This window comes from Kiloniellales bacterium, from assembly GCA_030064845.1.
Taxonomy (GTDB): Bacteria; Pseudomonadota; Alphaproteobacteria; order Kiloniellales; family JAKSDN01; genus JASJEC01.
On sequence record JASJEC010000021.1, the window covers coordinates 17,055 to 38,332 of the forward strand.

At 65.7% G+C, this 21,278-nt stretch carries 18 protein-coding genes; 11 read left to right on the plus strand and 7 right to left on the minus strand.

What is annotated here, in order from left to right; translation table 11 throughout:
- Positions 1-43 precede the first annotated feature (43 nt).
- The 7 genes from QNJ67_10220 (at position 44) to QNJ67_10250 (ending at position 9,056) form a co-directional block, all read left to right on the plus strand.
- A complete protein-coding gene (locus QNJ67_10220; GenBank protein ID MDJ0609340.1) occupies positions 44-982 on the plus strand; it encodes a peptidoglycan-binding protein in 939 nt (312 codons plus the stop codon).
- Positions 983-1,267: 285 nt separating this feature from the next.
- Entirely contained in the window at positions 1,268-3,235 is a 1,968-nt protein-coding gene (locus tag QNJ67_10225; GenBank protein MDJ0609341.1) for a ribonucleoside-diphosphate reductase subunit alpha, read from the plus strand.
- Between the two features lie 107 nt (positions 3,236-3,342).
- The gene (locus QNJ67_10230; protein MDJ0609342.1) at positions 3,343-4,302 is read left to right on the plus strand and encodes a ribonucleotide-diphosphate reductase subunit beta; all 960 of its coding nucleotides are present in this window, start codon (positions 3,343-3,345) and stop codon (positions 4,300-4,302) included.
- Between the two features lie 245 nt (positions 4,303-4,547).
- A complete protein-coding gene (locus QNJ67_10235) occupies positions 4,548-5,312 on the plus strand; it encodes a DUF2628 domain-containing protein (GenBank protein MDJ0609343.1) in 765 nt (254 codons plus the stop codon).
- 13 nt (positions 5,313-5,325) lie between these two features.
- The gene (locus tag QNJ67_10240) at positions 5,326-6,321 is read left to right on the plus strand and encodes a PrsW family glutamic-type intramembrane protease (protein ID MDJ0609344.1); all 996 of its coding nucleotides are present in this window, start codon (positions 5,326-5,328) and stop codon (positions 6,319-6,321) included.
- 112 nt (positions 6,322-6,433) lie between these two features.
- Positions 6,434-7,234, plus strand: a complete 801-nt coding sequence (gene cysQ, locus QNJ67_10245; GenBank protein ID MDJ0609345.1) for a 3'(2'),5'-bisphosphate nucleotidase CysQ — start codon at positions 6,434-6,436, stop codon at positions 7,232-7,234.
- Positions 7,235-7,532: 298 nt separating this feature from the next.
- Positions 7,533-9,056, plus strand: coding sequence for a diguanylate cyclase (locus tag QNJ67_10250; protein ID MDJ0609346.1), 1,524 nt, complete (start codon positions 7,533-7,535; stop codon positions 9,054-9,056).
- A 53-nt stretch (positions 9,057-9,109) separates the two neighbouring features.
- On the opposite strand, the gene QNJ67_10255 is transcribed toward QNJ67_10250, so the two are convergent.
- From QNJ67_10255 to parA, 3 genes are all read right to left on the minus strand, one after another.
- The gene (locus tag QNJ67_10255) at positions 9,110-10,357 is read right to left on the minus strand and encodes an MFS transporter (protein MDJ0609347.1); all 1,248 of its coding nucleotides are present in this window, start codon (positions 10,355-10,357) and stop codon (positions 9,110-9,112) included.
- 236 nt (positions 10,358-10,593) lie between these two features.
- The gene (locus tag QNJ67_10260; GenBank protein ID MDJ0609348.1) at positions 10,594-12,234 is read right to left on the minus strand and encodes a tetratricopeptide repeat protein; all 1,641 of its coding nucleotides are present in this window, start codon (positions 12,232-12,234) and stop codon (positions 10,594-10,596) included.
- Positions 12,235-12,347: 113 nt separating this feature from the next.
- Positions 12,348-12,986 (minus strand): ParA family partition ATPase, encoded by a 639-nt coding sequence (gene parA / locus QNJ67_10265; GenBank protein MDJ0609349.1) that lies wholly within the window; start codon positions 12,984-12,986, stop codon positions 12,348-12,350.
- A 520-nt stretch (positions 12,987-13,506) separates the two neighbouring features.
- Here parA and QNJ67_10270 point away from each other — a divergent pair.
- Positions 13,507-14,478, plus strand: coding sequence for an L-threonylcarbamoyladenylate synthase (locus QNJ67_10270; GenBank protein ID MDJ0609350.1), 972 nt, complete (start codon positions 13,507-13,509; stop codon positions 14,476-14,478).
- 5 nt (positions 14,479-14,483) lie between these two features.
- On the opposite strand, the gene QNJ67_10275 is transcribed toward QNJ67_10270, so the two are convergent.
- Positions 14,484-15,041 (minus strand): hypothetical protein, encoded by a 558-nt coding sequence (locus tag QNJ67_10275; protein MDJ0609351.1) that lies wholly within the window; start codon positions 15,039-15,041, stop codon positions 14,484-14,486.
- A 218-nt stretch (positions 15,042-15,259) separates the two neighbouring features.
- On the opposite strand from QNJ67_10275, the gene QNJ67_10280 reads away from it, so the two are divergent.
- From QNJ67_10280 to glpK, 3 genes are all read left to right on the plus strand, one after another.
- A complete protein-coding gene (locus QNJ67_10280; GenBank protein ID MDJ0609352.1) occupies positions 15,260-17,059 on the plus strand; it encodes an acyl-CoA dehydrogenase in 1,800 nt (599 codons plus the stop codon).
- A 79-nt stretch (positions 17,060-17,138) separates the two neighbouring features.
- Complete coding sequence (locus tag QNJ67_10285; protein ID MDJ0609353.1) at positions 17,139-17,714, plus strand: CHAP domain-containing protein; 576 nt, start codon at positions 17,139-17,141, stop codon at positions 17,712-17,714.
- 92 nt (positions 17,715-17,806) lie between these two features.
- Positions 17,807-19,300 (plus strand): glycerol kinase GlpK, encoded by a 1,494-nt coding sequence (glpK, locus tag QNJ67_10290; GenBank protein MDJ0609354.1) that lies wholly within the window; start codon positions 17,807-17,809, stop codon positions 19,298-19,300.
- A 582-nt stretch (positions 19,301-19,882) separates the two neighbouring features.
- On the opposite strand, the gene QNJ67_10295 is transcribed toward glpK, so the two are convergent.
- From QNJ67_10295 to QNJ67_10305, 3 genes are all read right to left on the minus strand, one after another.
- Positions 19,883-20,338 carry a hypothetical protein gene (locus tag QNJ67_10295; GenBank protein MDJ0609355.1) on the minus strand — a complete coding sequence of 152 codons (456 nt, stop codon included), beginning with the start codon at positions 20,336-20,338 and terminating at the stop codon, positions 19,883-19,885.
- Positions 20,339-20,414: 76 nt separating this feature from the next.
- Positions 20,415-20,972, minus strand: a complete 558-nt coding sequence (locus tag QNJ67_10300; GenBank protein ID MDJ0609356.1) for a PAS domain-containing protein — start codon at positions 20,970-20,972, stop codon at positions 20,415-20,417.
- Between the two features lie 26 nt (positions 20,973-20,998).
- The gene (locus tag QNJ67_10305) at positions 20,999-21,214 is read right to left on the minus strand and encodes a hypothetical protein (protein ID MDJ0609357.1); all 216 of its coding nucleotides are present in this window, start codon (positions 21,212-21,214) and stop codon (positions 20,999-21,001) included.
- Positions 21,215-21,278 lie beyond the last annotated feature (64 nt).

Sequence of the window (21,278 nt, forward strand, 5' to 3'; positions counted from 1 at the left end):
TCGCCGGACACGCAATGACGAAGGCATAGCGGGAGCCAGGCCCATGCTGAGCGAGCTGCAGAAGAAGACCGCCATGGCGGTCGTCAACATCTTCGAGACCGGGCAGGTCCTTGGCGACTACGGCAAGGTGACGCTCCTGCCGGGCGATCCGGGGCACCTGACCTACGGGCGCTCGCAGACCACGCTGGCGAGCGGCAACCTCTACCTGCTGGTCAAGGCCTATAGCGAAGCGCCCGACGCCGCGCTCGCGACGGAGCTGTCACCCTATCTCGAGCGCCTGGCGGACGGCGACCTGACGCTGGATCACGATTCGGTCTTGCGCGACCTCCTGGAACGCGCCGGCGACGATCCGGTCATGCGCACGGTCCAGGACGGCTTCTTCGACCGGGTCTATTGGGAACCGACGCTGAAATCAGCCGACTTTATCGGCGTCGAGTCTGCGCTGGGCACGTCCGTCGTCTACGACAGCCGGATTCACGGCTCGTGGCACAGTTTGCGCGATCGGACCAGCGAGCGGCACGGCCCGCTGCGGGAGATCGGCGAGCGGAACTGGATCGGGCACTACCTCGGCATCCGGCGTGACTGGCTCGCCAATCACTCGATCACGATCCTGAACCGGACGGTCTACCGGATGGACGCCCTGAACGGACTGATCGCCGATGGGAACTGGGCACTCGAACTGCCGATCTCCGTGCGCGGTCACCGGCTGGACGAGTCGATCCTTTCCGTCGAACCGCCGATCCGCGTCTCGGCCGAGGTGGCCGAAATGCGCTTGCTGCGCTTGAGGCGGACCCACCTCCAGGGTGCCGACGTCGCGGCGCTTCAAGGCAAGCTGGCCGACGCGGATCCCGGACTCGACATCGAGGTCGACGGTGAGTTCGGGCCCGGCACGGAGATGGCCGTGAAGACGTTCCAGGAGCGCCACGGCCTGACGGCGGACGGCATCGTCGGCCCGGCGACCCGAGCCGTCCTGGAGTTCTGAAGCCGAGAGCGGCCTCTCCGGAACGCGGTTCACGACTCCCCTCTTGCCGGAACGGCATCCACAGAATATTCTAATGTTCTGGTTTTGTTCACGGTGACACCAAACAGTCATTCGATCTAGGTTTGGTGGTTACAGACCGAACATGCACTAGATATTGTGCACATATGATCCAGTCCACAGCTGTGGACCACAGGGGCGACATCTATGGATGCTTTGGCGGTTTCCGGTACCAATGGCGAGCTGGCGAGAGACGATCGGCCTGTTGACAACTCGACCGACGGGCCGATGGGACCGTTTGCCGAACCGCTCGACGAGGCCCTGCGCGCGGCCGAAGCCCTGGCCGCCGGCGCCGATCTGCTGGACCGCGCGGACGCCCTGCATCGCGAGGAGATCCGCGACACCTTCCAGAACGAGCGCGGGGTGCGCGTCCGTCTCGACCGCAGCCGCGACGACAAGCTGACCGCCTTCGGCAAGGCGACCCTGGCCGACCGCTACCTGCTTCCCGGCGAGTCCTACCAGGACCTCTTCGCCAGGGTCGCGGCCCACTTCGCCGACGACACGGCCCATGCCCAGCGGCTCTACGACTACATTTCCAATCTCTGGTTTATGCCGGCGACGCCCGTGCTGTCGAACGGCGGCACTGCGCGCGGCCTGCCGATATCCTGCTTCCTCAACGAGGCGGGCGATTCCCTGGACGGGATCGTCGGTCTGTGGAACGAGAACGTCTGGCTGGCGGCCCGCGGTGGCGGAATCGGCAGCTATTGGGGCAACCTGCGCTCGATCGGCGAGAAGGTCGGCCTGAACGGCAAGACCTCCGGCGTGATCCCCTTCATCCGCGTGATGGATTCCCTCACCCTGGCGATCAGCCAGGGTTCCCTACGGCGTGGCTCGGCGGCCGTATACCTCCCTGTGTCCCATCCCGAAGTAGAAGAGTTCGTCGAGCTACGCCGCCCAACCGGCGGCGACCCCAACCGCAAGGCGCTCAACCTGCACCATGGCGTGGTCATTCCCGACGACTTCATGCGCGCGGTCGAGAGCGACGGCGATTGGAAACTGACCAGCCCGAAGGACGGCAGCATCGTCAAGACGATCAAGGCCCGGGCGCTGTGGATCCGCATCCTCACGTCGCGGATCGAGACCGGCGAGCCCTACCTGATCTACGGCGATCACGTGAACCGGGCGATCCCGGAGCACCAGAAGCTGGCCGGCCTCAGCGTCAAGATGTCGAATCTCTGCAGCGAGATCACGCTGCCGACCGGGCCGGACCAGCACGGCGAGGAGCGCACCGCCGTGTGCTGCCTCTCCTCCCTCAACCTCGAGACCTTTTTCGAGTGGCGCGACGAGCCGCATTTCATCGAGGACGTGATGCGCTTTCTCGACAACGTGCTCGAGGACTTCATCGGCAAGGCGCCAGACTCCATGGCGCGGGCACGTTATTCGGCCGCGCGCGAACGCTCGGTCGGCCTCGGCGTCATGGGGTTCCATTCCTTCCTGCAGGCGGGCGGCCTGCCGCTCGAAAGCGCCATGGCCAAGGCCTGGAACCGCAACATCTTCAAGCACGTTCGCGAAGCCGCCGACGCCGCCTCGCGCAAGCTGGCAGCCGAGCGCGGCGCCTGCCCCGACGCGGCCGACTTCGGCATCGCCGAGCGCTTCTCGAACAAGATGGCCGTGGCGCCGACGGCCTCGATCTCGATCATCTGCGGCGGCGCCTCGCCGGGGATCGAGCCGGTGGCGGCGAACTCCTTCACCCACAAGACCCTGTCCGGCTCGTTCAACGTGCGGAACAAGTACCTGAAGCGGCTGCTGGCGGAGAAGGGCCGCGACGACGAGGAGACCTGGTCCTCGATCACGGTCAACGAGGGCTCGGTCCAGCACCTCGACTTTCTGAGCGACGAGGAGAAGGCCGTCTTCAAGACCGCCTTCGAGATCGACCAGCGCTGGATCATCGAACTGGCCGGCGACCGCTCCCCGATGATCTGCCAATCCCAGTCCCTCAACCTCTTCCTGCCGGCCGACGTGCACAAGCGCGACCTGCATCAGCTCCACTTCCAGGCCTGGAAGAAGGGGGTCAAGAGCCTCTACTACTGCCGGTCCAAGTCGATCCAGCGCGCCGAATCGGGCGCCGCGGCGGCCGCCGGACCGGGCGTGCGGGCCGTGCCCCTGGTCGGCCGGGTCAACGGCGCTGACCGGCCTTCGGAGACCGAGCCGGAAGACGGAAAAATCGACTACGAGGAATGCCTCGCCTGTCAGTAGGCGGGCTTGCCGAGGGGCCGGGCTTCAGGAGGAAGCCCGCCCCGCCCGAAGGGAAACACCGACGCCGCGGCAACGCGCGGCCGGAAGATTGAGAGGGCTGTCAGCGCATGTCCCTGTTGGACGCCAACCCGGTCTACAAGCCGTTCCGCTATCCCTGGGCCTACGACGCCTGGCTGACCCAGCAGCGGCTCCACTGGCTGCCCGAGGAGGTGCCGCTCGCCGACGACGTGAAGGACTGGAGCCGCAAGCTCACCGACGGTGAACGCAACCTCCTGACCCAGATCTTCCGCTTCTTCACCCAGTCGGACGTGGAAGTGAACAACTGCTACATGAAGCACTACGCGCAGGTGTTCCAGCCTACCGAGGTGCAGATGATGCTGGCGGCCTTCTCCAACATGGAGACGGTGCATATTGCCGCCTATTCGCACCTGCTCGACACGATCGGCATGCCCGAGGCCGAGTATTCCGCCTTCCTGCGCTACAAGGCGATGAAGGACAAGTACGATTATCTGCAGACCTTCGGCACCGAGACCAAGGCCGACATCGCCAGGACGCTGGCCGTCTTCGGCGCCTTCACCGAGGGCCTGCAACTCTTCGCCAGCTTCGCGATCCTGCTCAACTTCCCGCGCTTCAACAAGATGAAGGGCATGGGGCAGATCGTCTCCTGGTCGGTGCGCGACGAGACCCTGCACACCCAGTCGATCATTCGCCTGTTCCGCACCTTCATCGGCGAGCACCCGGAGATCTGGACCCCCGAGCTGGAGCACGAGCTCTACAAGGCCTGCGAGATCATCGTCACCCACGAGGACGCCTTCGTCGACCTCGCCTTCGAACTGGGCGCTGTCGAGGGGCTCTCGGCGGCCGACGTCAAGGCCTACCTGCGCTACATCGCCGACCGCCGGCTCGGTCAGATCGGCCTGCAACCGATCTACCGGGTCGAGCGCAACCCCCTGCCCTGGCTCGACGCGATCCTCAACGGCGTCGAGCACACCAATTTCTTCGAGAACCGGGCCACCGAGTACTCGAAGGCGGCGACCCGGGGAAGCTGGGACGAGGCCTTCGACTGAGCGGATAATCCTCCCTGTTGGTGCCACCTCGGCGGCTGTCATGAAGACGGCCGCCGCTTTGTCCGAGCGCCCCTAGAGCAGAGCTGATCCGGGTTCAATCGGATTCAGGTGCCGGGCGAGGGCGAAACGCGGTCAACAGAGGGTTAAGGAACTCACGGCTAGACTGGCGCGTCTCCGGTCCCGCGGCCGGCCCCGGCGCGGGCCCGCCGCCGAGGGCCGCCGTTCCTCCACCAAGCGGCCCGGTCATGTCCCAAGCACCCTCGCCCGCCGGCAAGACCGTGCGCCGAACCTTCGGCGGGGAAGACCTCCAGCTCTATCTCGGGCCGAACGGCCAGCCCTACGTTACCTACTGGGAACGCCTGAGGAGCAGCGGCTACCCCTACGTCTGGTCCTGGACCTGGTGGGGTGCGCTCTTTCCGGTTCCCTGGCTGTTCTACCGCAAGCTCTGGGCGGTCGGCGCGGCGCTCATCCTGCTGTCGGTCCTGATCGACTCGATGATCGACTTCGGGTTCAACATCACCCTCGTGCTCGGCCTGGTGATCGGTCTGACCGGCAAGGCCCTGGTGGTCGAGCGGGCCGAAACCAAGACCCGCGACATCAACGACCTGGGGCTGGTTTCTCAGGACTCGATCGACCGCCTGCGCCGCGCCGGCGGCGTCTCCAAGCCCGGCGCCATAATTGGCGCGGCCATGATGCTCGCCACCCTGGGCCTGATCGCCTACGAGAACTTCCCGAACCGCCTGCCCCAGTGCCAGGCCGCGACGATCCGCGAGGTCGTGATCGGCATCAGCTTGGAGAACGCGGAGGCCATCGGCCTTCCGGCGGGCGCCCTGATCCTCGATCAGCCGCGCCAGGTCCGCTCATCCGGCAACGGCGCCAGCCGCTTCTGCCAGGCGCACCTGCGGCGCGGCGGCGCGAGCGTCGCGATCGAATACGACATCCTGTGGTACGACCGGAGCGCCGGGCGCTACGTCGTCGACGTTCGCCTGCGGGCGGATCCGGCGGAATGACGGGGAATCGGACGTGAACCTCGCCATACCCTTCGCCGCCGTGATCCCGGGCCTGCTCCTTCTGCTCTATTTCAATGCCCGGCAGGACTATCACCTGAGCACCGAGATCGTCTGGAGTTCGGTGCTTCTCGGCGCCGCGGTCTCGATCCTGGCGATCATGCTGGAGTTGCCGCTCGACGCCCTGATCAGGAGCATAGCCCCGGCCATCGAGCAGGCGGTCACGCGCGCCTTTCTGGGCACCGCCCTGCCCGAGGAAGCCTGCAAGTTCCTGATCGTCTACTGGATCGCGATCAGGCACGAAGACTACGAACGGCCGGCCGACGCGCTGGTGCTGGCGGTCGCCGTGGCGCTCGGCTTCGCCACCTTCGAGAACCTGCTCTACCTCCTGAAGTCGGACGACTGGACCCGAACGGCCGTGGCCAGGGCCATGACCGCCGTGCCGTCCCACGTGACCAACGCCATGTTGATGGGCTACTTCCTGGGCCTGGCCCACCTGGCGCCGGCGCGCGCCAGCCTCTATCGGGCTCTGGCGCTCCTGGTGCCGACCGTGAACCACGGCTTCTATGACCTGCCGCTGTTCCTGATCGACGCCATGAAGCAGGCCGGGACCGACGTCAACAGCCCGGAAATGACGCCCTTCGTCCTGGCCTTCGCCGCGATTATCGGGATCGGCAGCATCTTGGCTCTGTTCTGCTGGTTCGATCTGCTCCGGCGCGACGCCCGGGACCAGGCGACCAGCCCCCATGCCTACCTGATCCGGCAACCCCCCGAAGCGATTCGCCGGATCGAGGCGGGGCTTTGGATTCTCGTCGGCAGTGGACTCGCCCTGGCCAGCCTGACCTTCGCGATCCTCGGCTTCTACGCGCCGGCCGCGACCGCCCCCAACTGGTCGCAGTTCTACCCTCAGTACTTCATCCTGGCCTCCGCGGTCCTGCCCACCGTGTTCGGGATCGCCATGACGGCCCACGGCGTGCAGCGTGCCCGCCACATGCGGACCGCGAATCCCTAGAACAGATCCGGCTGTGACCGATCGCCACAGGCGTCACTTCGGCCTTGGCCCGGTCAAGGGCGGCCCCTAAGGTGGCCGGCCCGACGATCGACTGCCGAAGAAAGCCCAACCCGTGACCCAACGAGACTCCGACGACCTGCTCGCCGCCCTGCGCCTGATTGCCGAAAGGGCCGGGAAGGAAATCCTCGCCTACTACATCGGTGGCGAGAAGCAAGCGGCGGTCCGCGAGAAGGCCGACAGCTCTCCGGTGACCGACGCCGACGAGGCGGCCGAGGCCTTGATCCTCGCCGCGCTTGAGAAGCTCACCCCCGATATCCCCGTGGTCTCCGAGGAGGCCGTCTCCGCCGGCCATATCCCCGACGTCTCCGGCGGGCGCTTCTGGCTGGTCGACCCGCTGGACGGCACCCGGGAGTTTCTCTCGCGCAACGGCGAGTTCACCGTCAACATCGCGCTGGTCGAGGACGGCCGGCCGACCGCCGGCGTCGTCCACGCGCCCGCCATGGCCATGACCTGGTCCGGCGCTTGGGAGGCGGACGGGCCGCGAGCCACCTTCTCCGAGACCGACCATCCCCCGATGGACATCACCGCCCGACCACAGCCCGGCGACGGGGTGCACGTGGTCGCCAGCCGCCGCCACGGCGACAACGCCGAGCTCGACGACTTCCTTTCGGGCTATACGGTCAAGAAGCACCTCTCCGCCGGCAGTTCGCTCAAGTTCTGCCTGGTCGCCAGCGGCAAGGCCGACCTCTATCCGCGATTCGGGCGCACCATGGAATGGGACACCGCGGCCGGCCACGCGGTCCTGGCCGCCGCGGGCGGCAAGGTCCTGACCAAGGAGGGCGAGCCACTGACCTACGGCAAGCCGGAGTTCGAGAACCCTTACTTCATCGCCTACGGCAAGCCCGGCGCGTGACCGCTGCGGCCCTTCGCAGCGAAGGGCGGCCGTCATCCGCGCCTTCGACGCCCTCGAGATGCTCTTCCCGATCTCGCTCGCCCTGCTCGCCGGCTGTCTGTTTGCGGGAATAGCGGACCTGTTCTTCTAGCGGGCTCGCCGTCTAACTCTCTGTTTAAAAACGCCTTCTTTTTTAACTCACAGTTGATTATCAAAATACTTAATCTACTTGGATTTGTAAGTCCAAACCGCTCCCGGGTTATAGAATGTTAATGCTAGTGCAATAATTCAGAGCCTTCCTTTGACCAGAGGAAGGTCGATGTCGGCGAAGCCCCCCATACCCGAAGACGAGGCGCGACGACTCGAGGTTCTCAAAGCCTACGAGATCCTCGACACCGCGCCGGAACAAGCCTTCGACCGGCTCACCACCCTCGCGGCCCAGATCTGCGAGGCGCCCATCGCCCTGGTGTCTCTGGTCGACCGGGACCGACAGTGGTTCAAGTCCCGCTTCGGCCTGGATGCTCCTGAAACCCCTCGGGACCTGGCCTTCTGCGCTCATGCGATTCTCGAGAACGACGTGCTTGTGGTTCCCGACGCGACCCGCGACGAGAGGTTCAAGGAGAACCCGCTGGTAACCGGACCGCCGCACATTCGCAGCTATGCGGGCGCCCCGCTGATCGCCAGGGATGGGGTCAAGCTGGGGACGCTCTGCGTGATCCACGACGAGGTGGTGCACCTGACCCCCCGGCAGATCGAGCAGCTGGAGAGCCTCGCCGCCATCGCCGTCGACGAGATCGAGCTGCGCCTGGCACTGCGCGAAATCACGACGGCGCGCGCCGAGCTGATGGCCATGGCCGAGGAACGAGAGCGGCTCTATCGCGAGAACGAGCGCGACCGCCGCTTCATCGAGACGCTGATCGACACGGTGCCAATCCCGATCTTCTCGCGCGACGACCAGCAGAGGGTGAGCCTCGCCAACCCGGCCTATGCCGCCTTCCTGGGGCTGCCGACGGAGGGCATCCTCGGCAAGCACCTCGGCGAGCTCTACGACCAGCCCGCGGTGGTGGAGATCCTCGAAGAGGACCGGCATTTGATGACCAATCCCCAGGGGCACCAAACATTCGAGAGACAGTTTCCGTGCCGAAGCACGAACAAGTGCCGCGAAACCGTGGTCCACAAGGCGCTGATTCGCGCGCCCGACGGCTCGGTCCAGGGCATCGTCGGCGCGATCGTCGACATGACCGATCAGAAGGCGCTGCAGGCCAAACTGCAGAACCTGGCGACGACGGACCCGCTGACCGGCGCCGCCAACCGCCACGCCTTCATGGAGCGAGTCGAGCGCGAAGTGCGGCGTAGCCGCCGCTACGGACATCCCCTGTCGCTGATCATGATCGATATCGATAACTTCAAGACGATCAACGACACCCACGGACACTGCGTGGGCGACCGGGTCCTTAAGGTCATGTGCGACGTCTGCCACGAGACGATCCGGGACTCGGTCGACATCTTGTCGAGGTGGGGCGGCGAGGAGTTTCTCGTCCTGGCCCCCGAGACCGACGCCGGCGGCGCGAGCGCCTTGGCCGAACGCCTGCGCCAACGGATCGCGGATGAGCAGATCATAATGGAAGGCGGCGTGCTTTCCTTCACCGCCAGTTTCGGCGTCGCGACCGCCGATGCCTGCTGCGAAGAGCAGGGTCTAAAGGACCTGCTCGAGCAGGCGGACAAGTGCCTCTACGCCTCCAAGTCGCAGGGGCGGAACCGGGTCACGGCGGCAGCCTGTGCCGAGGCCGGCGATTGGAAGTTCTCACCGGGAACGTCTCCCTGCCAGGCGAACATCGCGTAATCGCGGCTGCTCGCTTCGTGGCAGATGGCGTGAGACACGCTCGGCGTGACAGGTCAGCCCTCCTTTTTCCCCAGTAAACTGTTGAGCGCCGCCAGGTAGAGCTGCTTGCCAGGAATGCCGACGCTGCCCAAGGGCAGGAACGGCGCCTTGAGAGCGGCACTCCTCTGCCGCACGACCATGCGCAGTATGGTGAAGAGGACCAGAGCAACGGCAACCATGATGATGAATAGAAAAAGCCCCTGCGGCCCGGTCCGGCCCATCATCTGGGACGCGGCGATCGGCCCGATGATGGACCCGATGCCGTAGGCGACCAAGAGTCCGGCGGCCACCTGGACAAGTTGATCGGGCGCTGCCCGGTCGTTCACCTGGGCGGTCGACAGGGGATAGAGCGTGAAGGCGAAGCCTCCGTAGACGAAAGCCAGCAGGTACATCGGCCAGCTCGCGTCCTCGGTCGCCCAGATGATGCCGAGCGCGCAGACCGACGCCGCCAGAACGACAACCATAAGAACGGAACGCCGGTCCAGGCGGTCGGACAGCCGCCCGATGGGGAACTGGAGAGCCATGCCGCCCAGGATGAGGCACGCCATGAAGGCCGAAACCTCGGCGACGGAAAGACCGCTGTCCGCTGCGTAGATGGGCCCCAGGCCGTGCAGGGACGCGTTGTTCAGCCCGGCAGCGACGGTCCCGACCACGCCGACCGGGGAGACGGCCAAGAGGTGCCGGAAGCGCATGCGCTGGGGCGAAACCGGCTTGGGGCTGGTGGCCTGGGTCAAGAGGATCGGCACCAGGGCAATGGAAAAGATGATCGATGCGATCACGAAGAGTTGGAATTCCGCCGGGCTGGCCACGGTCAGAAGGAACTGCCCGAGCCCCGAGCCCAGGTAGTTGGTCACCATGTAGAGCGACAAGACGCGGCCGCGGTTCTTGTTGCTGCAGCGCTCGTTGATCCAACTCTCCGTCACCATGACCATGCCGGCCATGCAAAAGCCGGCGACGATCCGCAGGGCGAGCCAGGTGAAGGGATCGATCTTGAGCAGATGCGCCAGGACGGCGACCGACATGATGGACGCGAAGGCGGCGAACGACCTGATATGCCCGACCGCGGCCACAACCCGGACGGCGTAGAATGCGCCCAGCAGCAATCCGAAGAAATAGCCGGCCATGACGAGGCCGATCGTCTCGGTCGAGAAGCCCTCCAACTTGCTGCGAAGGCCGAGCAGCGTCCCGAACAAGCCATTGGCCAGCAGCAGCAGGCCATAGCTCAGGAGCAAGGAGGCGATGGACCGGATCGTCTTCCGCATGGGGGCGTTTGCTTGTCCTTTGGCCAGTGAGAGGACGGCTTCAGCTTCACCGTACCCGATAGCGGCCGGTTGAGACGGGTAGCCCCTGATCCAGGAAGATGGCAAGCACCGGCGATGTGCAGTCTTGCCTCGACCAGGACGTGATCCTGCGCTCAGGCGCCCTCGCCTGATCCAAGCCTGCGGGGCAGAGCGGAGAAACGCGGGTACTGGCTATCAGCGATCACCACGGTCGCGCCTCATGCTGCGACCTTCCGCCTGCAGTAACAGGAGGCTTTGATCGGAACCTCGGCGCGGGCAGCGGCCTTGTCGAGTTGCAGCTTGATCTGAGCCGCCTCAACCGTCTCACCGCGATGAACCAGGCATTCGTGGAGACCGTGCAGGCTCCAGACATTGCCTGGATGCTGACAGGCGCGGCTCAGGGTGGCGTCGAGACCCAGATCGGCCCGGTAGACCGCCTCGGCCTCGTCATAGCGGCCTTGCTCGATCAGCAGCGCACCGAGCGCGTGGCGGGTCGGCTGCATCCAGCCCCAGGGCTCGTCGTATGGCAGGGTATCGTCCAGCTCGACGGACTTCCTGAGATGCTCGAAGGCTTGCTCGTGGTTGCCCTTGTGATACTCCAGTTCACCGAGGAGCATCTGCTCGGCCACAGCCAGGATGTCACGGCAGGTGTTGTTAAACAGCATCCGGCTCTCGGGCACCTCGTCGCGGGCCTCGAAGAAGAGGTCACATTCGGCATCGGCCTCGGCAAGCTTCCCGCTGTTCGCCAGGGCGACAGTACGGGCATAGCGCATCATCGCGGTGGTGACGCTGTAGAGTTCCCTATCCGCCGGCAGCGCCTGGGCGAGAATGTCGCTCCACCGCCCGAAGCGAATCAGCACATGCTGCTTCATGGGGATGAAGCCCTCGAACCAGTCCGCCATCGCGCGCAGGAAGTCTTCGGGGATCGTGGCGATCAGCTCGTCGGACGTATCCATGGCCGCCCTGGGCTGGCCAATGAACATCGCGCCGTAAATCTTGAAGTGATAGTTGTGGCAGCGGTAGACGGAATAGAAGTTGTCCGCCCCTTCCCTCTCCAGGAACTTGCGATCGGCGAGGATCGCCGTGTGGTTCCTCGAGACGACGTTCTGATAATCACCGCACAGAACGTCGATGTGCGTCGCCATGTGAAGCAGGTGCCCGGCGTCGGGCACCAGGGTGCTCAGGGCATCGCCGTGGCGCAGCGCGCGCTCGGGATGCGGCGACATCTCCATGAGATGGATGTACATGTGCAGCAGGCCGGGATGCCGCCAAGCGCCGTCGTGCTTGTCGAAGGCCGCTTCCAGGACGGCGATCGCTTCCAGCGTGTCCGCCCCCTCGGCCGGCTTGCCCGATCGCAAGTCCCAGAGCTGCCAAGGTGTCCGATTCATGATCGCCTCGGCAAAGAGGCAGCCGATATCGAGATCGTCCTGATGGTCCCTGTAAACCACGCGCATCGCGTCGGCATACGCGTCGTTCCAGGGCGCAAAGTCCTCGATCGTCGCATCTTCGGGATAGCGATGGGTGATCGCCTCGATGAGCGAGCGTTCGAAAGGAAGCACCTTCTCCTTGAGCGCCCCCGCCTTGGCGATCGCCTCACGCGCACGTGTCAGGCAATCGGGTTTCTCATCCTCTTCAAAGGCTTCCCAGGGCTTGTTGTAGTTCGGACCGATCGCGTAGGCGATGCCCCAGTGGGCCATGGCGCAATCGGCGTCCGCTTCGAGCGCCTTCTCGAAGCAGGCGATCGCTTCCTCGTGGTTGTAGGCGTAGGTCCAGACGAGGCCCCTGTCGAACCAAAGCTGGGCGTTGTTGGAACTGGTGCTGACTTTTCGTGAGTATGTTCCCAGGTCGTAATAGGCCATCGTCCTCACCCCCGGCCAAATTATTGAAATGCAGGAAGCCTAGACCCGAAGGCCCTGCCCGATCAATCGCGAGGGACGAGAGCTCTGCCCGAGCAGCGCACGCGGCTGGCAACTTACGCCGCCTTGCGCAGGACCTCTTTCGCCAGGCGATGGATCTCCTGGGCCGCGACGCTTTTCGCCTTGGCCTCGGTGACCCCGCGGCCCTCGTTGAGCGCGCTGGCGAGCAGCGTCCGGTTGCCGATCCGCGTACGGGCGAGCGCTCCCTCGAGCTGTTTGACAACCGGCAGGAGCGCCTCGGTCAGCTTCGCCCGCGGCGGCACCCGGTTGAGCACGATCAGCGCCGGTTTGCCGGCCTTTTCGGCCAGGGAGAGCGAGGGCAGCACGGCCCAGACGTCCATCGGCGAGGGCTGGACCGGCAGAACGACGAGGTCCGCCGACCGCACCGCGGTCCGCGCTTCCTCCTCGGCGTGCGGCGGCGTGTCGATCAGGACGATGTCGTGGGCCTCGGCCTGCTTCTGCGCCTCCCAACGAAGGGCGAGCTGGTCGACTCGGCTGAGCGCCAGTGGGCTCGGCGCATCGGTAAAGTACTTCTCGCGGACCCGATGCCAGATCGACAGCGACTGCTGTGGATCCATGTCGATCAGGCCGACGGACTTCTTCATTTCGGCAAAGGCGACGGCCAGATGCGCGACAAGGGTCGTCTTGCCGGCACCGCCCTTGTGCTGCGCGACCGTGATGATCTTTCCAGGCATCGATTTTCCTCGCATGCGCCTGAAGATTCGCGGGAGTTTGCACTCCCCCTGTGTTCAAGCGCGCAGATTCGAGACTAAACCCTTATGTTTCATGTTGCAGCGCACGGCAAGGCTCTTGACCACCGTGAAGCACAAGGCGCAAGCTTGTTCCCACGTGGCCGGCGCTGGCCGGTGACGATAGAGCCGCCGCAGTGCCTGTGCGGTGACTAGCCGGCGGGCCCCTCCGAGAGAGCGGCCTGAGTCGGACGAAAGAGAGCAAAGCGGGAGCCGTTCCAAAAATGGGCGGCTCCCTTCATGAGTGCCCCCAAAAAAACTGAGAAGCGAACCCCGCGGCTCACGCGACCGAGGGATCGCGAAGAGGTCTGCTGGCCCGCCCCAGTTGGTGAGGTCGCCCGTCACCACCACGAGCCCGGCCGCGCCGTGACCTCGCTGCTTGTCAAGTTTGACACGACCAGTTAGGGCAGGCGCCCGGCACGGCCTCGGCTTTTCTCTGATACCGTTTCGACTAGACTGCGCCGCCATGAGCGAAGGCCTCCGATACAACGTGCGGGCGGCAGACGAGGCCGGTGTGCGGGCAGCGGCGAAGGTGTTGCGTGAAGGCGGGCTGGTCGCCTTTCCCACCGAGACCGTCTACGGCCTGGGTGCCGACGCCCGCAACGACCGGGCGGTCGCGGCGATCTTCGAGGCCAAAGGCCGACCGCGCTTCAATCCTCTGATCGTTCATTTCCGCCACCTTGCCGCGGCGGCCGAGGAGACGGTCTTCGACTCCAGGGCGCGGGCGCTCGCCGAACGCTTCTGGCCCGGTCCGCTCAGCCTGGTCCTGCCGCGGGCTCCAGGATCGCGAATTTCCCTGCTCTGTTCCGCCGGCCTCGATACCCTCGCGGTGCGCGTGCCCGGTCACGAGTCCGCCCAGGCCTTGCTTAATGCCTGCGCGCTGCCGATCGCCGCCCCCAGCGCCAACCCGGCCGGCCGCATCTCGCCGACCCGGGCGGCCGACGTGGTGGCGGCGCTGGGCGAACGTGTGGACCTGGTGCTGGACGGTGGCCCCTGCCCCATCGGTCTCGAATCGACGGTCGTGGACATGAGCGGCGCGGCCCCCCGCCTGCTGCGCCCGGGGGCCGTGACCCGCGAGGAACTGGAGGAGGAGCTGGAAACCCTCGAATCCGGAGAGGCGGAGGGCCCGCTACGCGCGCCGGGACAGCTCGCCAGCCACTATGCCCCGGAGCACCCGCTCTTACTCGACGCGCTGCGCGCGACGCAGGATCAGGCGCTGCTGGCCTTCGGACCGAACCCGCCAAGAGGCGCGGCCCGCACCCTCAACCTCAGCGTCAGCGGCGACCTTCGCGAAGCGGCGGCGAACCTTTTCGCCTTCCTCAGGGCGCTGGACGAGGCGCCGGTCTCCGCCATCGCCGTGATGCCGATTCCGTCCTACGGCCTGGGTGCCGCGATCAACGACCGGCTGGCCCGCGCTGCCGCACCCCGCGACGCCTGAACCCGCTAGCCCCGCCGCGGGCTGTTGCCGCCGTTGATGTCGAAGCGCTGCGGCGGGAGAATGGTAGTCAGCGTGGTGCGCATCAAATCGCGGAACTCTGGGCCGTCGGGACGAAAAACGTCGCCGCGATAGCCGATCGTGGAGCTGACCCTGTACTCCGAGGAGCAGATCACCATAAGCACCGCCACGCCGTCCCCGCCCGGCTGTAGGGGTTGGTCACCCCGGAAGCAGGCCTTGTCGGGGCGAACAAAGGGGGCCGGATTGAAGTAGATCAGGAGTCGGTAGGGCGCCACGGTATTCCGCGGCACCGACTCGAATGTGAGGTCGGGGCCGAAGTAGTTACCGGCCAGGGCCGTCGTTACGGCCTCGTCGAGCGCGGCCTGATCCACCGCGAAGGGGTTGCCTCGGATCACCGTGGGAACGGCGCCATAGCGCGCAAGGTTGCTCTGGAAACTCGGCTGATAGGCCGCGTCAAACTGGACCGGCCGGACCACGGTGACGCTGTCAGGGGCGCAGGCCGTTGTGAACAGTAGCACCAGGGATGCGTAAACCGCGCGTCTCATGCCTTGCTCCTTCCTGTTGTAGCCCTCTTACGTAGCGGAGGGCTCCAGAGATGCACCCGCGCCCCGGAACCGACCAATCACGCCTGGTCACAACAAGGTGCAAATCACTGACCGTCCAGGAACTCGCCTGTCACGTATCAGCAATGTGCCCGATTTTACCCCTTCGGGACTAGTGATAGAGTGCGGCCAGGAGAGCGGCCAGTTCGAGGACGACAGGCATGATGAGCTACCACGCCCCTTTGACCGAGATGCGTTTCGCGCTCGACGAGATCGCCGGACTTCCCGAGATCGCGGGGCTGCCCGGCTACGGCGAAGCCACACCCGATCTGGTCGAGGCGGTGCTCGAGGAGGCGGGCAAGCTCTCCGCCGAGGTGCTCGCGCCGCTCAACCTGTCGGGCGACCAGGAGGCCTCGGTCTACGAGAACGGCGTCGTGCGCACCCCGAGCGGCTTCAAGGAAGCTTATCGGCAGTACGTCGAGAGCGGCTGGAACGCCCTGCCCTTCGACCCCGAATACGGCGGCCAGGGTCTGCCCTGGACCCTCGCCATGGCGATCCAGGAAATGTGGAACGCCGCCAACATGAGCTTCGCGCTCTGTCCGCTTCTGAACCAGGGCGCGGTCGAGCTGCTGCAGGCGCACGGCTCCGCGTGGCAGAAGGACACCTACCTCGCCAAGATGATTTCGGGTGAGTGGACCGGCACCATGAACCTGACCGAGCCCCAGGCCGGCTCCGACGTCGGCGCCGCCAAGACCCGGGCCGTGCCGAAGGACGACCACTACCTGATTACCGGCCAGAAGATCTACATCACCTACGGCGAGCACGACTTCACCGACAACATCATCCACATGGTGCTGGCGCGGACGCCGGACGCGCCGGCCGGCACCAAGGGCATCTCCCTCTTCCTCGTGCCCAAGTTCCTGCCCGGCGAAAACGGCGCGCCCGGGCCGCGCAACGACCTGCGCTGCGTCTCCATCGAGCACAAGCTCGGCATCAAGGCGTCGCCGACCGCGGTCATGGCCTACGGCGACGGCGGCGGCGCGGTCGGCTACCTGGTCGGCGAAGAGAACCGCGGCATGGAGTACATGTTCACCATGATGAATAACGCGCGCCTCGCGGTCGCCGTCCAGGGGCTGGCGATCGCCGAGCGCGCCTACCAGCAGGCCGTGGCTTATGCCCGCGATCGGACCCAGAGCCGGGCCCTGGGCAGCAGCGAGGCGGCGCCGGTCAAGATCATCCGTCACCCCGACGTTCGCCGCATGCTGCTGACCATGAAGAGCGGTGTCGAGGCGATGCGCGCGCTGATCTACTTCACCGCCGGCGCCCTCGACCGGGCGAAGCGGGAGCCGGATGAGGCGCGGCGCGCCGAGCAGGAAGCTATGCTCGACGTGCTGATCCCGGTCGCCAAGGCCTGGGCGACGGACCTTGGCTGCGAGATCGCCTCCACCGGCGTGCAGATCCATGGCGGCATGGGCTTCATCGAGGAGACCGGCGCGGCCCAGCATTACAGAGATGCCAGGATCCTGCCGATCTATGAAGGCACCAACGGAATCCAGGCGCTCGACCTGCTCGGCCGCAAGTTGCTGCGCGACCAGGGCAAGGCGGTGACCGCCCTGATCGGCCGGATGAAGGCGACGCAAGAGGAGCTCAACGGCCTGAAGGGGCCGGCGATCGTCTCGCTGCGCGGATCTCTGGGCGAGGGCATTCTGACCTTGGAGGCGGCGGGCGACTACCTGTTGGAAACGGCCGGCGAGGACATGGCGCTGGCGGCGGCCGGCGCCACGCCCTACCTGCAGCTCTTCGGCACGGTGGCCGGCGGCTGGCTGCTGGGCAAGGCCTGCGTCACCGCAGCCCGCGCGCTCGACGGCGAGAACGGGCACTGGGATCACGGTTTCCTGGAAGCCCGGCTCAAGCTCGGCCATTTCTACGCCGAGAACGTGATGCCGCGCGCGGCCACCTACGGCTCCCAGGTGATCCGCGGCGGCGCCAGCGTCATGGCGCTCGACGAATCCCCGCTCTAAAGGCCCTGGCGCATCCGGCTCGAAACGCTTTAGAATCAGAGGCGGAAGGCGAAACGAAGCGGAGGCATCGGCCAGCGCCATGGGCCTTGCCGTAAGCAGGACAACCCGGCCTATTTCAAGCTGGCCGCTTCTCGCGGCAGCGGCGCTGTTTCTGCTTCCCGCCTGCAGCTCCTCGATCGAGGAAAGCAGCACACCGGCGCCCTCCGCCGCGACGCATCGGACACTGGCCGGCCTGGGTCTACGGCCGCACCTGATCGAGACCCGGCGCCCACTCCAGTGCGTGCCCTACGCCCGCCGCCTCGCCGGCATCCAGATCCGCGGCGACGCGGGCACTTGGTGGGATCAGGCGAAGGGGCGCTATGCGCGGAACCGGACCCCGAAGGTGGGCGCGATCCTGGTGATCAAGTCGCAGGGCCGCAGCCGCGGCCACCTGGCGGTGGTCACCAAGATCCTCAACCGGCGCGAAATCGTGGCCGACCACGCTAACTGGCTGAACCGCGGCCGAATCCACAAGAACACACCAATCATCGACGTATCGGCCGCGGGCGACTGGTCGACGGTGCGTGTCTGGTACACGCCGGGCAAGGTCTACGGCGCGCGGCGCTACGCCGCCCATGGCTTCATCCACGCCGCGACCACGACCGCCGCCCGCTGAGCCGCAGGTGCCGCCGGGACCGGGCGGCCGCTTGATCTTTTCCCGGGCGGCTTCCACCATGTTCCCAATCAAGGGAGGGAAGGAAAAAGACCATGGCCGCCCCGCGCTTCGTTCTCGCCATCGACCAGGGCACGACGAGCACCCGGGCGCTGCTGTTCGATCGAGCCGGCCGCCCGGCAGGTCAGGCTCAGGTCGAGCTGCCCCAGCACTTTCCTCAGTCGGGATGGGTCGAGCACGACCCTGAGGACATCTGGCGCGATACCGTGAAGACGGTGAAGGGGGCCCTGGCGGACGGCGGCGCGGCGGCGCACGACCTCGCTGCGCTGGGCATCACCAACCAGCGCGAGACCACCATCATCTGGGACCGGGAGAGCGGCGAGCCGATCCACCGGGCCCTGGTCTGGCAGGACCGACGCACTGCAGAGCTCTGCGAGCGTCTTAAGTCGGAGGGCCATGAAGCCGAGGCGCAACGGCGAACCGGCTTGCTGCTCGATCCCTATTTCTCCGCGAGCAAGATCGCTTGGCTACTCGATTCCGTGGCAGGGGCCCGCCAGCGCGCCGAGGCCGGCAAGCTGGCTTTCGGGACGGTCGACAGTTTCCTGCTCTGGCGATTGACCGGGGGCGCCGTGCACGCCACCGATATCACCAATGCGGCGCGCACCCTGCTCTACGACATCCGGCGGCAGCGCTGGGATCCGGACATGCTTGCACTGTTCGACATCCCTGAAGCGATCCTGCCCGAGGTGCGCGATAACGACGCCGAGTTCGGCAGCACGCCCGGCGATCTGTTCGGCCGCCCCCTGCCGATTAGCGGGATGGCCGGCGACCAGCAGGCGGCCACGGTCGGGCAGGCCTGCTTCCAGCCCGGCATGATGAAATCGACCTACGGCACCGGCTGCTTCGCCCTCATGAACACCGGCACGGAGGCCGTCACCTCTCGCAACCGTCTCCTGACCACGGTCGCCTATCGGATCGGCGGCGACACGGCCTACGCTCTCGAGGGATCGATCTTCATCGCCGGCGCCGCGGTTCAATGGCTGCGGGACGGCCTGGGTCTGATCGACAGCGCGCCAGAGACCCAGGCCTTGGCGGAGCAGGCCGATCCGGCCCAGGAAGTGTTTCTCGTGCCTGCCTTCACCGGCTTGGGCGCCCCCTACTGGGACTCCCGTGCCCGGGGCGCGATGTTCGGCCTGACGCGGGCCACGGGTCCGGCGGAGATCGCCAGAGCGGTGCTCGAGGCCGTCTGTTTCCAGACCCGGGACCTCCTGGAAGCGATGGCGGGAGACGGCGCCGCGCCACCGACGACGCTCCGGGTCGATGGCGGCATGGTGGAGAACGACTGGGTCCTTCAGCGCCTGGCCGACATTCTCGGCTGTGCGGTTGAGCGTCCGGTGGTGAGCGAGACCACCGCGCTTGGAGCGGCCTATCTCGCCGGCTTGAGCAGCGGCTTCTTTTCCGGTCTCAACGACCTCGCGGAGAAGTGGCAAGCAACGGACCGCTTCGAACCGGGCATGGCCGAGGCGGAACGGAACCGCCGCTACGAGGGCTGGCGCGACGCGGTGCGCCGGGTTCGAACCTCCTCCTAAGCCGCCACGCTCGAGATCATCCGACAGGACGAGAACGGGTCCTGGCGTCCGCCGAGTTGTCCACAGGCAGGGTTATCCACAGGGTGTGTGGCGGACCGCACGAAGGGGCGCCGGCCAGGCCTCCCCGCGGACCTTCTAAGGGCGGCAGGCCACAGACCGGACGCGGCGGTTCCGAACGATACCGTGCGCCGACATGGGCAACGGCGGCGCCCTTAAACCCACGGAAACGCTGGCATCAAGGGGAAGGGAAACAAAGCCTCAAGCAAACTCAAATATTCTTGTTGTATAGAACATCTAAATATTTTAGGTTAGAGATCCTTAAGGAAGAAAAATCAATAAAAAACCAGAGAAATACCTGTGGATAAGGCTGTGGTGAGACTGTGGAAAAGAAACCGGTATCGCCCTACGTGAGCCCCTATCTCCAGCGGCCTCTGCGCTCCTTATCGGATGCTATGGCAGCGCGGGCGGCGATGGATGCCCTGATCGCGCATGAGCGTGGAGAAGTGGCGGCCGCCAGTGGTGCCGAAACGGAAGGCGGGGGATTGGCGTCCGGCGCCTGATGCTGGCCTCAGCAGCCTGGAATCAGCGGTGGCGCCGCTTGAAGGTGTTGAAGGCCACATCGAACCCGGAGAGGTCGATCTGCTGGCTCAGTGACACGTTCCGCTTTCGCGTCACCAGTTCGATCTCCGCCCGACGCCCCCTGCGGAACAGATGGGCCAACTCCTCCGCCAGATGTCCCGAGAACACGCAATAGCCTTTGCCGCACAGCTGCGTCATGAAGACATGCTTGCCGTCGATACGGACCTCTCCGTGGGTGTATCTCTGATCGCCCTTGATCAGGAAGTTGAGATCCCGTCCCATGTAGGAGAAGAGCACTTGGAAGTCCGCCGCGCCTTCGACGTTTTGCGGCGCGACCCGACATTGATTGTCCGCCAGGGGTCGGGTCGGCGGACAATGGACGTCCCACTGCCGCTCCGGCGCCGAGAAGGCGGACGCGGGCCAGATCAGAAGAAGCGCCAAGAGGGCAGAACGGGACATAGGAGCTCCTTAGGCCAGGACCGCCCAGCCTGATGGCCGACCCCGGGCCAGACTCACTCTAGGCCTGTATCCTTAATCAATCCTGGCCAGGTGGCGGAACCCGGAGAGCCGGCGCCGCGCCTGCGCCATCCGACCAGGCGCCGTTCGCCGCGCCGAGCAGATAGTCCACGCTGACCTGGTCCTCGCTGAGCGGAAGGAGCACGCTGCGGAACAGCAACCTGCGCCTATCGAACTGGGTCAGTTCCTCTTCCACCAGGACCGGGGCGCCCCGCTCGACCGCCTCGCGATAGTGGCAGACCGCCTTTTTAAGCAGTGTATGCGAGAGGTCTTGATGCCCGCTCAGGAAGACTCCGGAGTAGCGCGCCAAGGAGCGACCGAAGTAGTGGAAGTAGGGAAACTCGCGGAAATTCTTGACGTCGAGAATGAAGCAATAGGGCCAGAGCTCGGGGATTTCCTCGGCCTTGACGTCCGAGAGGGTCGGAAAGTCGCGCTCGCCGCGAAGGCGCTCCCAATAGGAGAGCAAGCGCCAGGTCAAACGGCGCTGATCCTTCTCCCCCGTGATGCAGGATTCGAGCTTCTGTCCAAAACCGGGGGCATTTTCACCGCCGCCGGCCCGTTGTTCGTCGAGTACCATGTCTCAAGCCCTTCATCGGTCGCGGTTTAGGCTTCCAGCGACTCCTTGTTTGCCGGCATCGGATTGAAACGGCCCTGGATCTGGAAAAAGTCGCCGCCGCGCCCGTTCCGCGATGAGACGTATATCGAGCGAAGCTCGAGAACGAGTTGTATGGTAACCACCACGGCCAGCACGCAACCGACCGCCTCGATATCAATGAGTTCTGGAAAGCCCATCCGACCGGACCCCTTCTGTTCCGACATCCTCCTCGATACTGCTCACCGTCTGAGATTTTCTTGTGATTTTTTAACGACACTATGATGAAAT

Coding starts and splice junctions, on each gene's coding strand:
- QNJ67_10220 (MDJ0609340.1), top strand. CDS start 44: ATGCTGAGCGAGCTGCAGAAGAAGACCGCCATGGCGGTCGTCAACATC.
- QNJ67_10225 (MDJ0609341.1), top strand. CDS start 1,268: ATGGGACCGTTTGCCGAACCGCTCGACGAGGCCCTGCGCGCGGCCGAA.
- QNJ67_10230 (MDJ0609342.1), top strand. CDS start 3,343: ATGTCCCTGTTGGACGCCAACCCGGTCTACAAGCCGTTCCGCTATCCC.
- QNJ67_10235 (MDJ0609343.1), top strand. CDS start 4,548: ATGTCCCAAGCACCCTCGCCCGCCGGCAAGACCGTGCGCCGAACCTTC.
- QNJ67_10250 (MDJ0609346.1), top strand. CDS start 7,533: ATGTCGGCGAAGCCCCCCATACCCGAAGACGAGGCGCGACGACTCGAG.
- QNJ67_10255 (MDJ0609347.1), bottom strand. CDS start 10,357: ATGCGGAAGACGATCCGGTCCATCGCCTCCTTGCTCCTGAGCTATGGC.
- QNJ67_10260 (MDJ0609348.1), bottom strand. CDS start 12,234: ATGGCCTATTACGACCTGGGAACATACTCACGAAAAGTCAGCACCAGT.
- parA (MDJ0609349.1), bottom strand. CDS start 12,986: ATGCCTGGAAAGATCATCACGGTCGCGCAGCACAAGGGCGGTGCCGGC.
- QNJ67_10270 (MDJ0609350.1), top strand. CDS start 13,507: ATGAGCGAAGGCCTCCGATACAACGTGCGGGCGGCAGACGAGGCCGGT.
- QNJ67_10275 (MDJ0609351.1), bottom strand. CDS start 15,041: ATGAGACGCGCGGTTTACGCATCCCTGGTGCTACTGTTCACAACGGCC.
- QNJ67_10280 (MDJ0609352.1), top strand. CDS start 15,260: ATGATGAGCTACCACGCCCCTTTGACCGAGATGCGTTTCGCGCTCGAC.
- QNJ67_10285 (MDJ0609353.1), top strand. CDS start 17,139: ATGGGCCTTGCCGTAAGCAGGACAACCCGGCCTATTTCAAGCTGGCCG.
- glpK (MDJ0609354.1), top strand. CDS start 17,807: ATGGCCGCCCCGCGCTTCGTTCTCGCCATCGACCAGGGCACGACGAGC.
- QNJ67_10295 (MDJ0609355.1), bottom strand. CDS start 20,338: ATGTCCCGTTCTGCCCTCTTGGCGCTTCTTCTGATCTGGCCCGCGTCC.
- QNJ67_10300 (MDJ0609356.1), bottom strand. CDS start 20,972: ATGGTACTCGACGAACAACGGGCCGGCGGCGGTGAAAATGCCCCCGGT.
- QNJ67_10305 (MDJ0609357.1), bottom strand. CDS start 21,214: ATGTCGGAACAGAAGGGGTCCGGTCGGATGGGCTTTCCAGAACTCATT.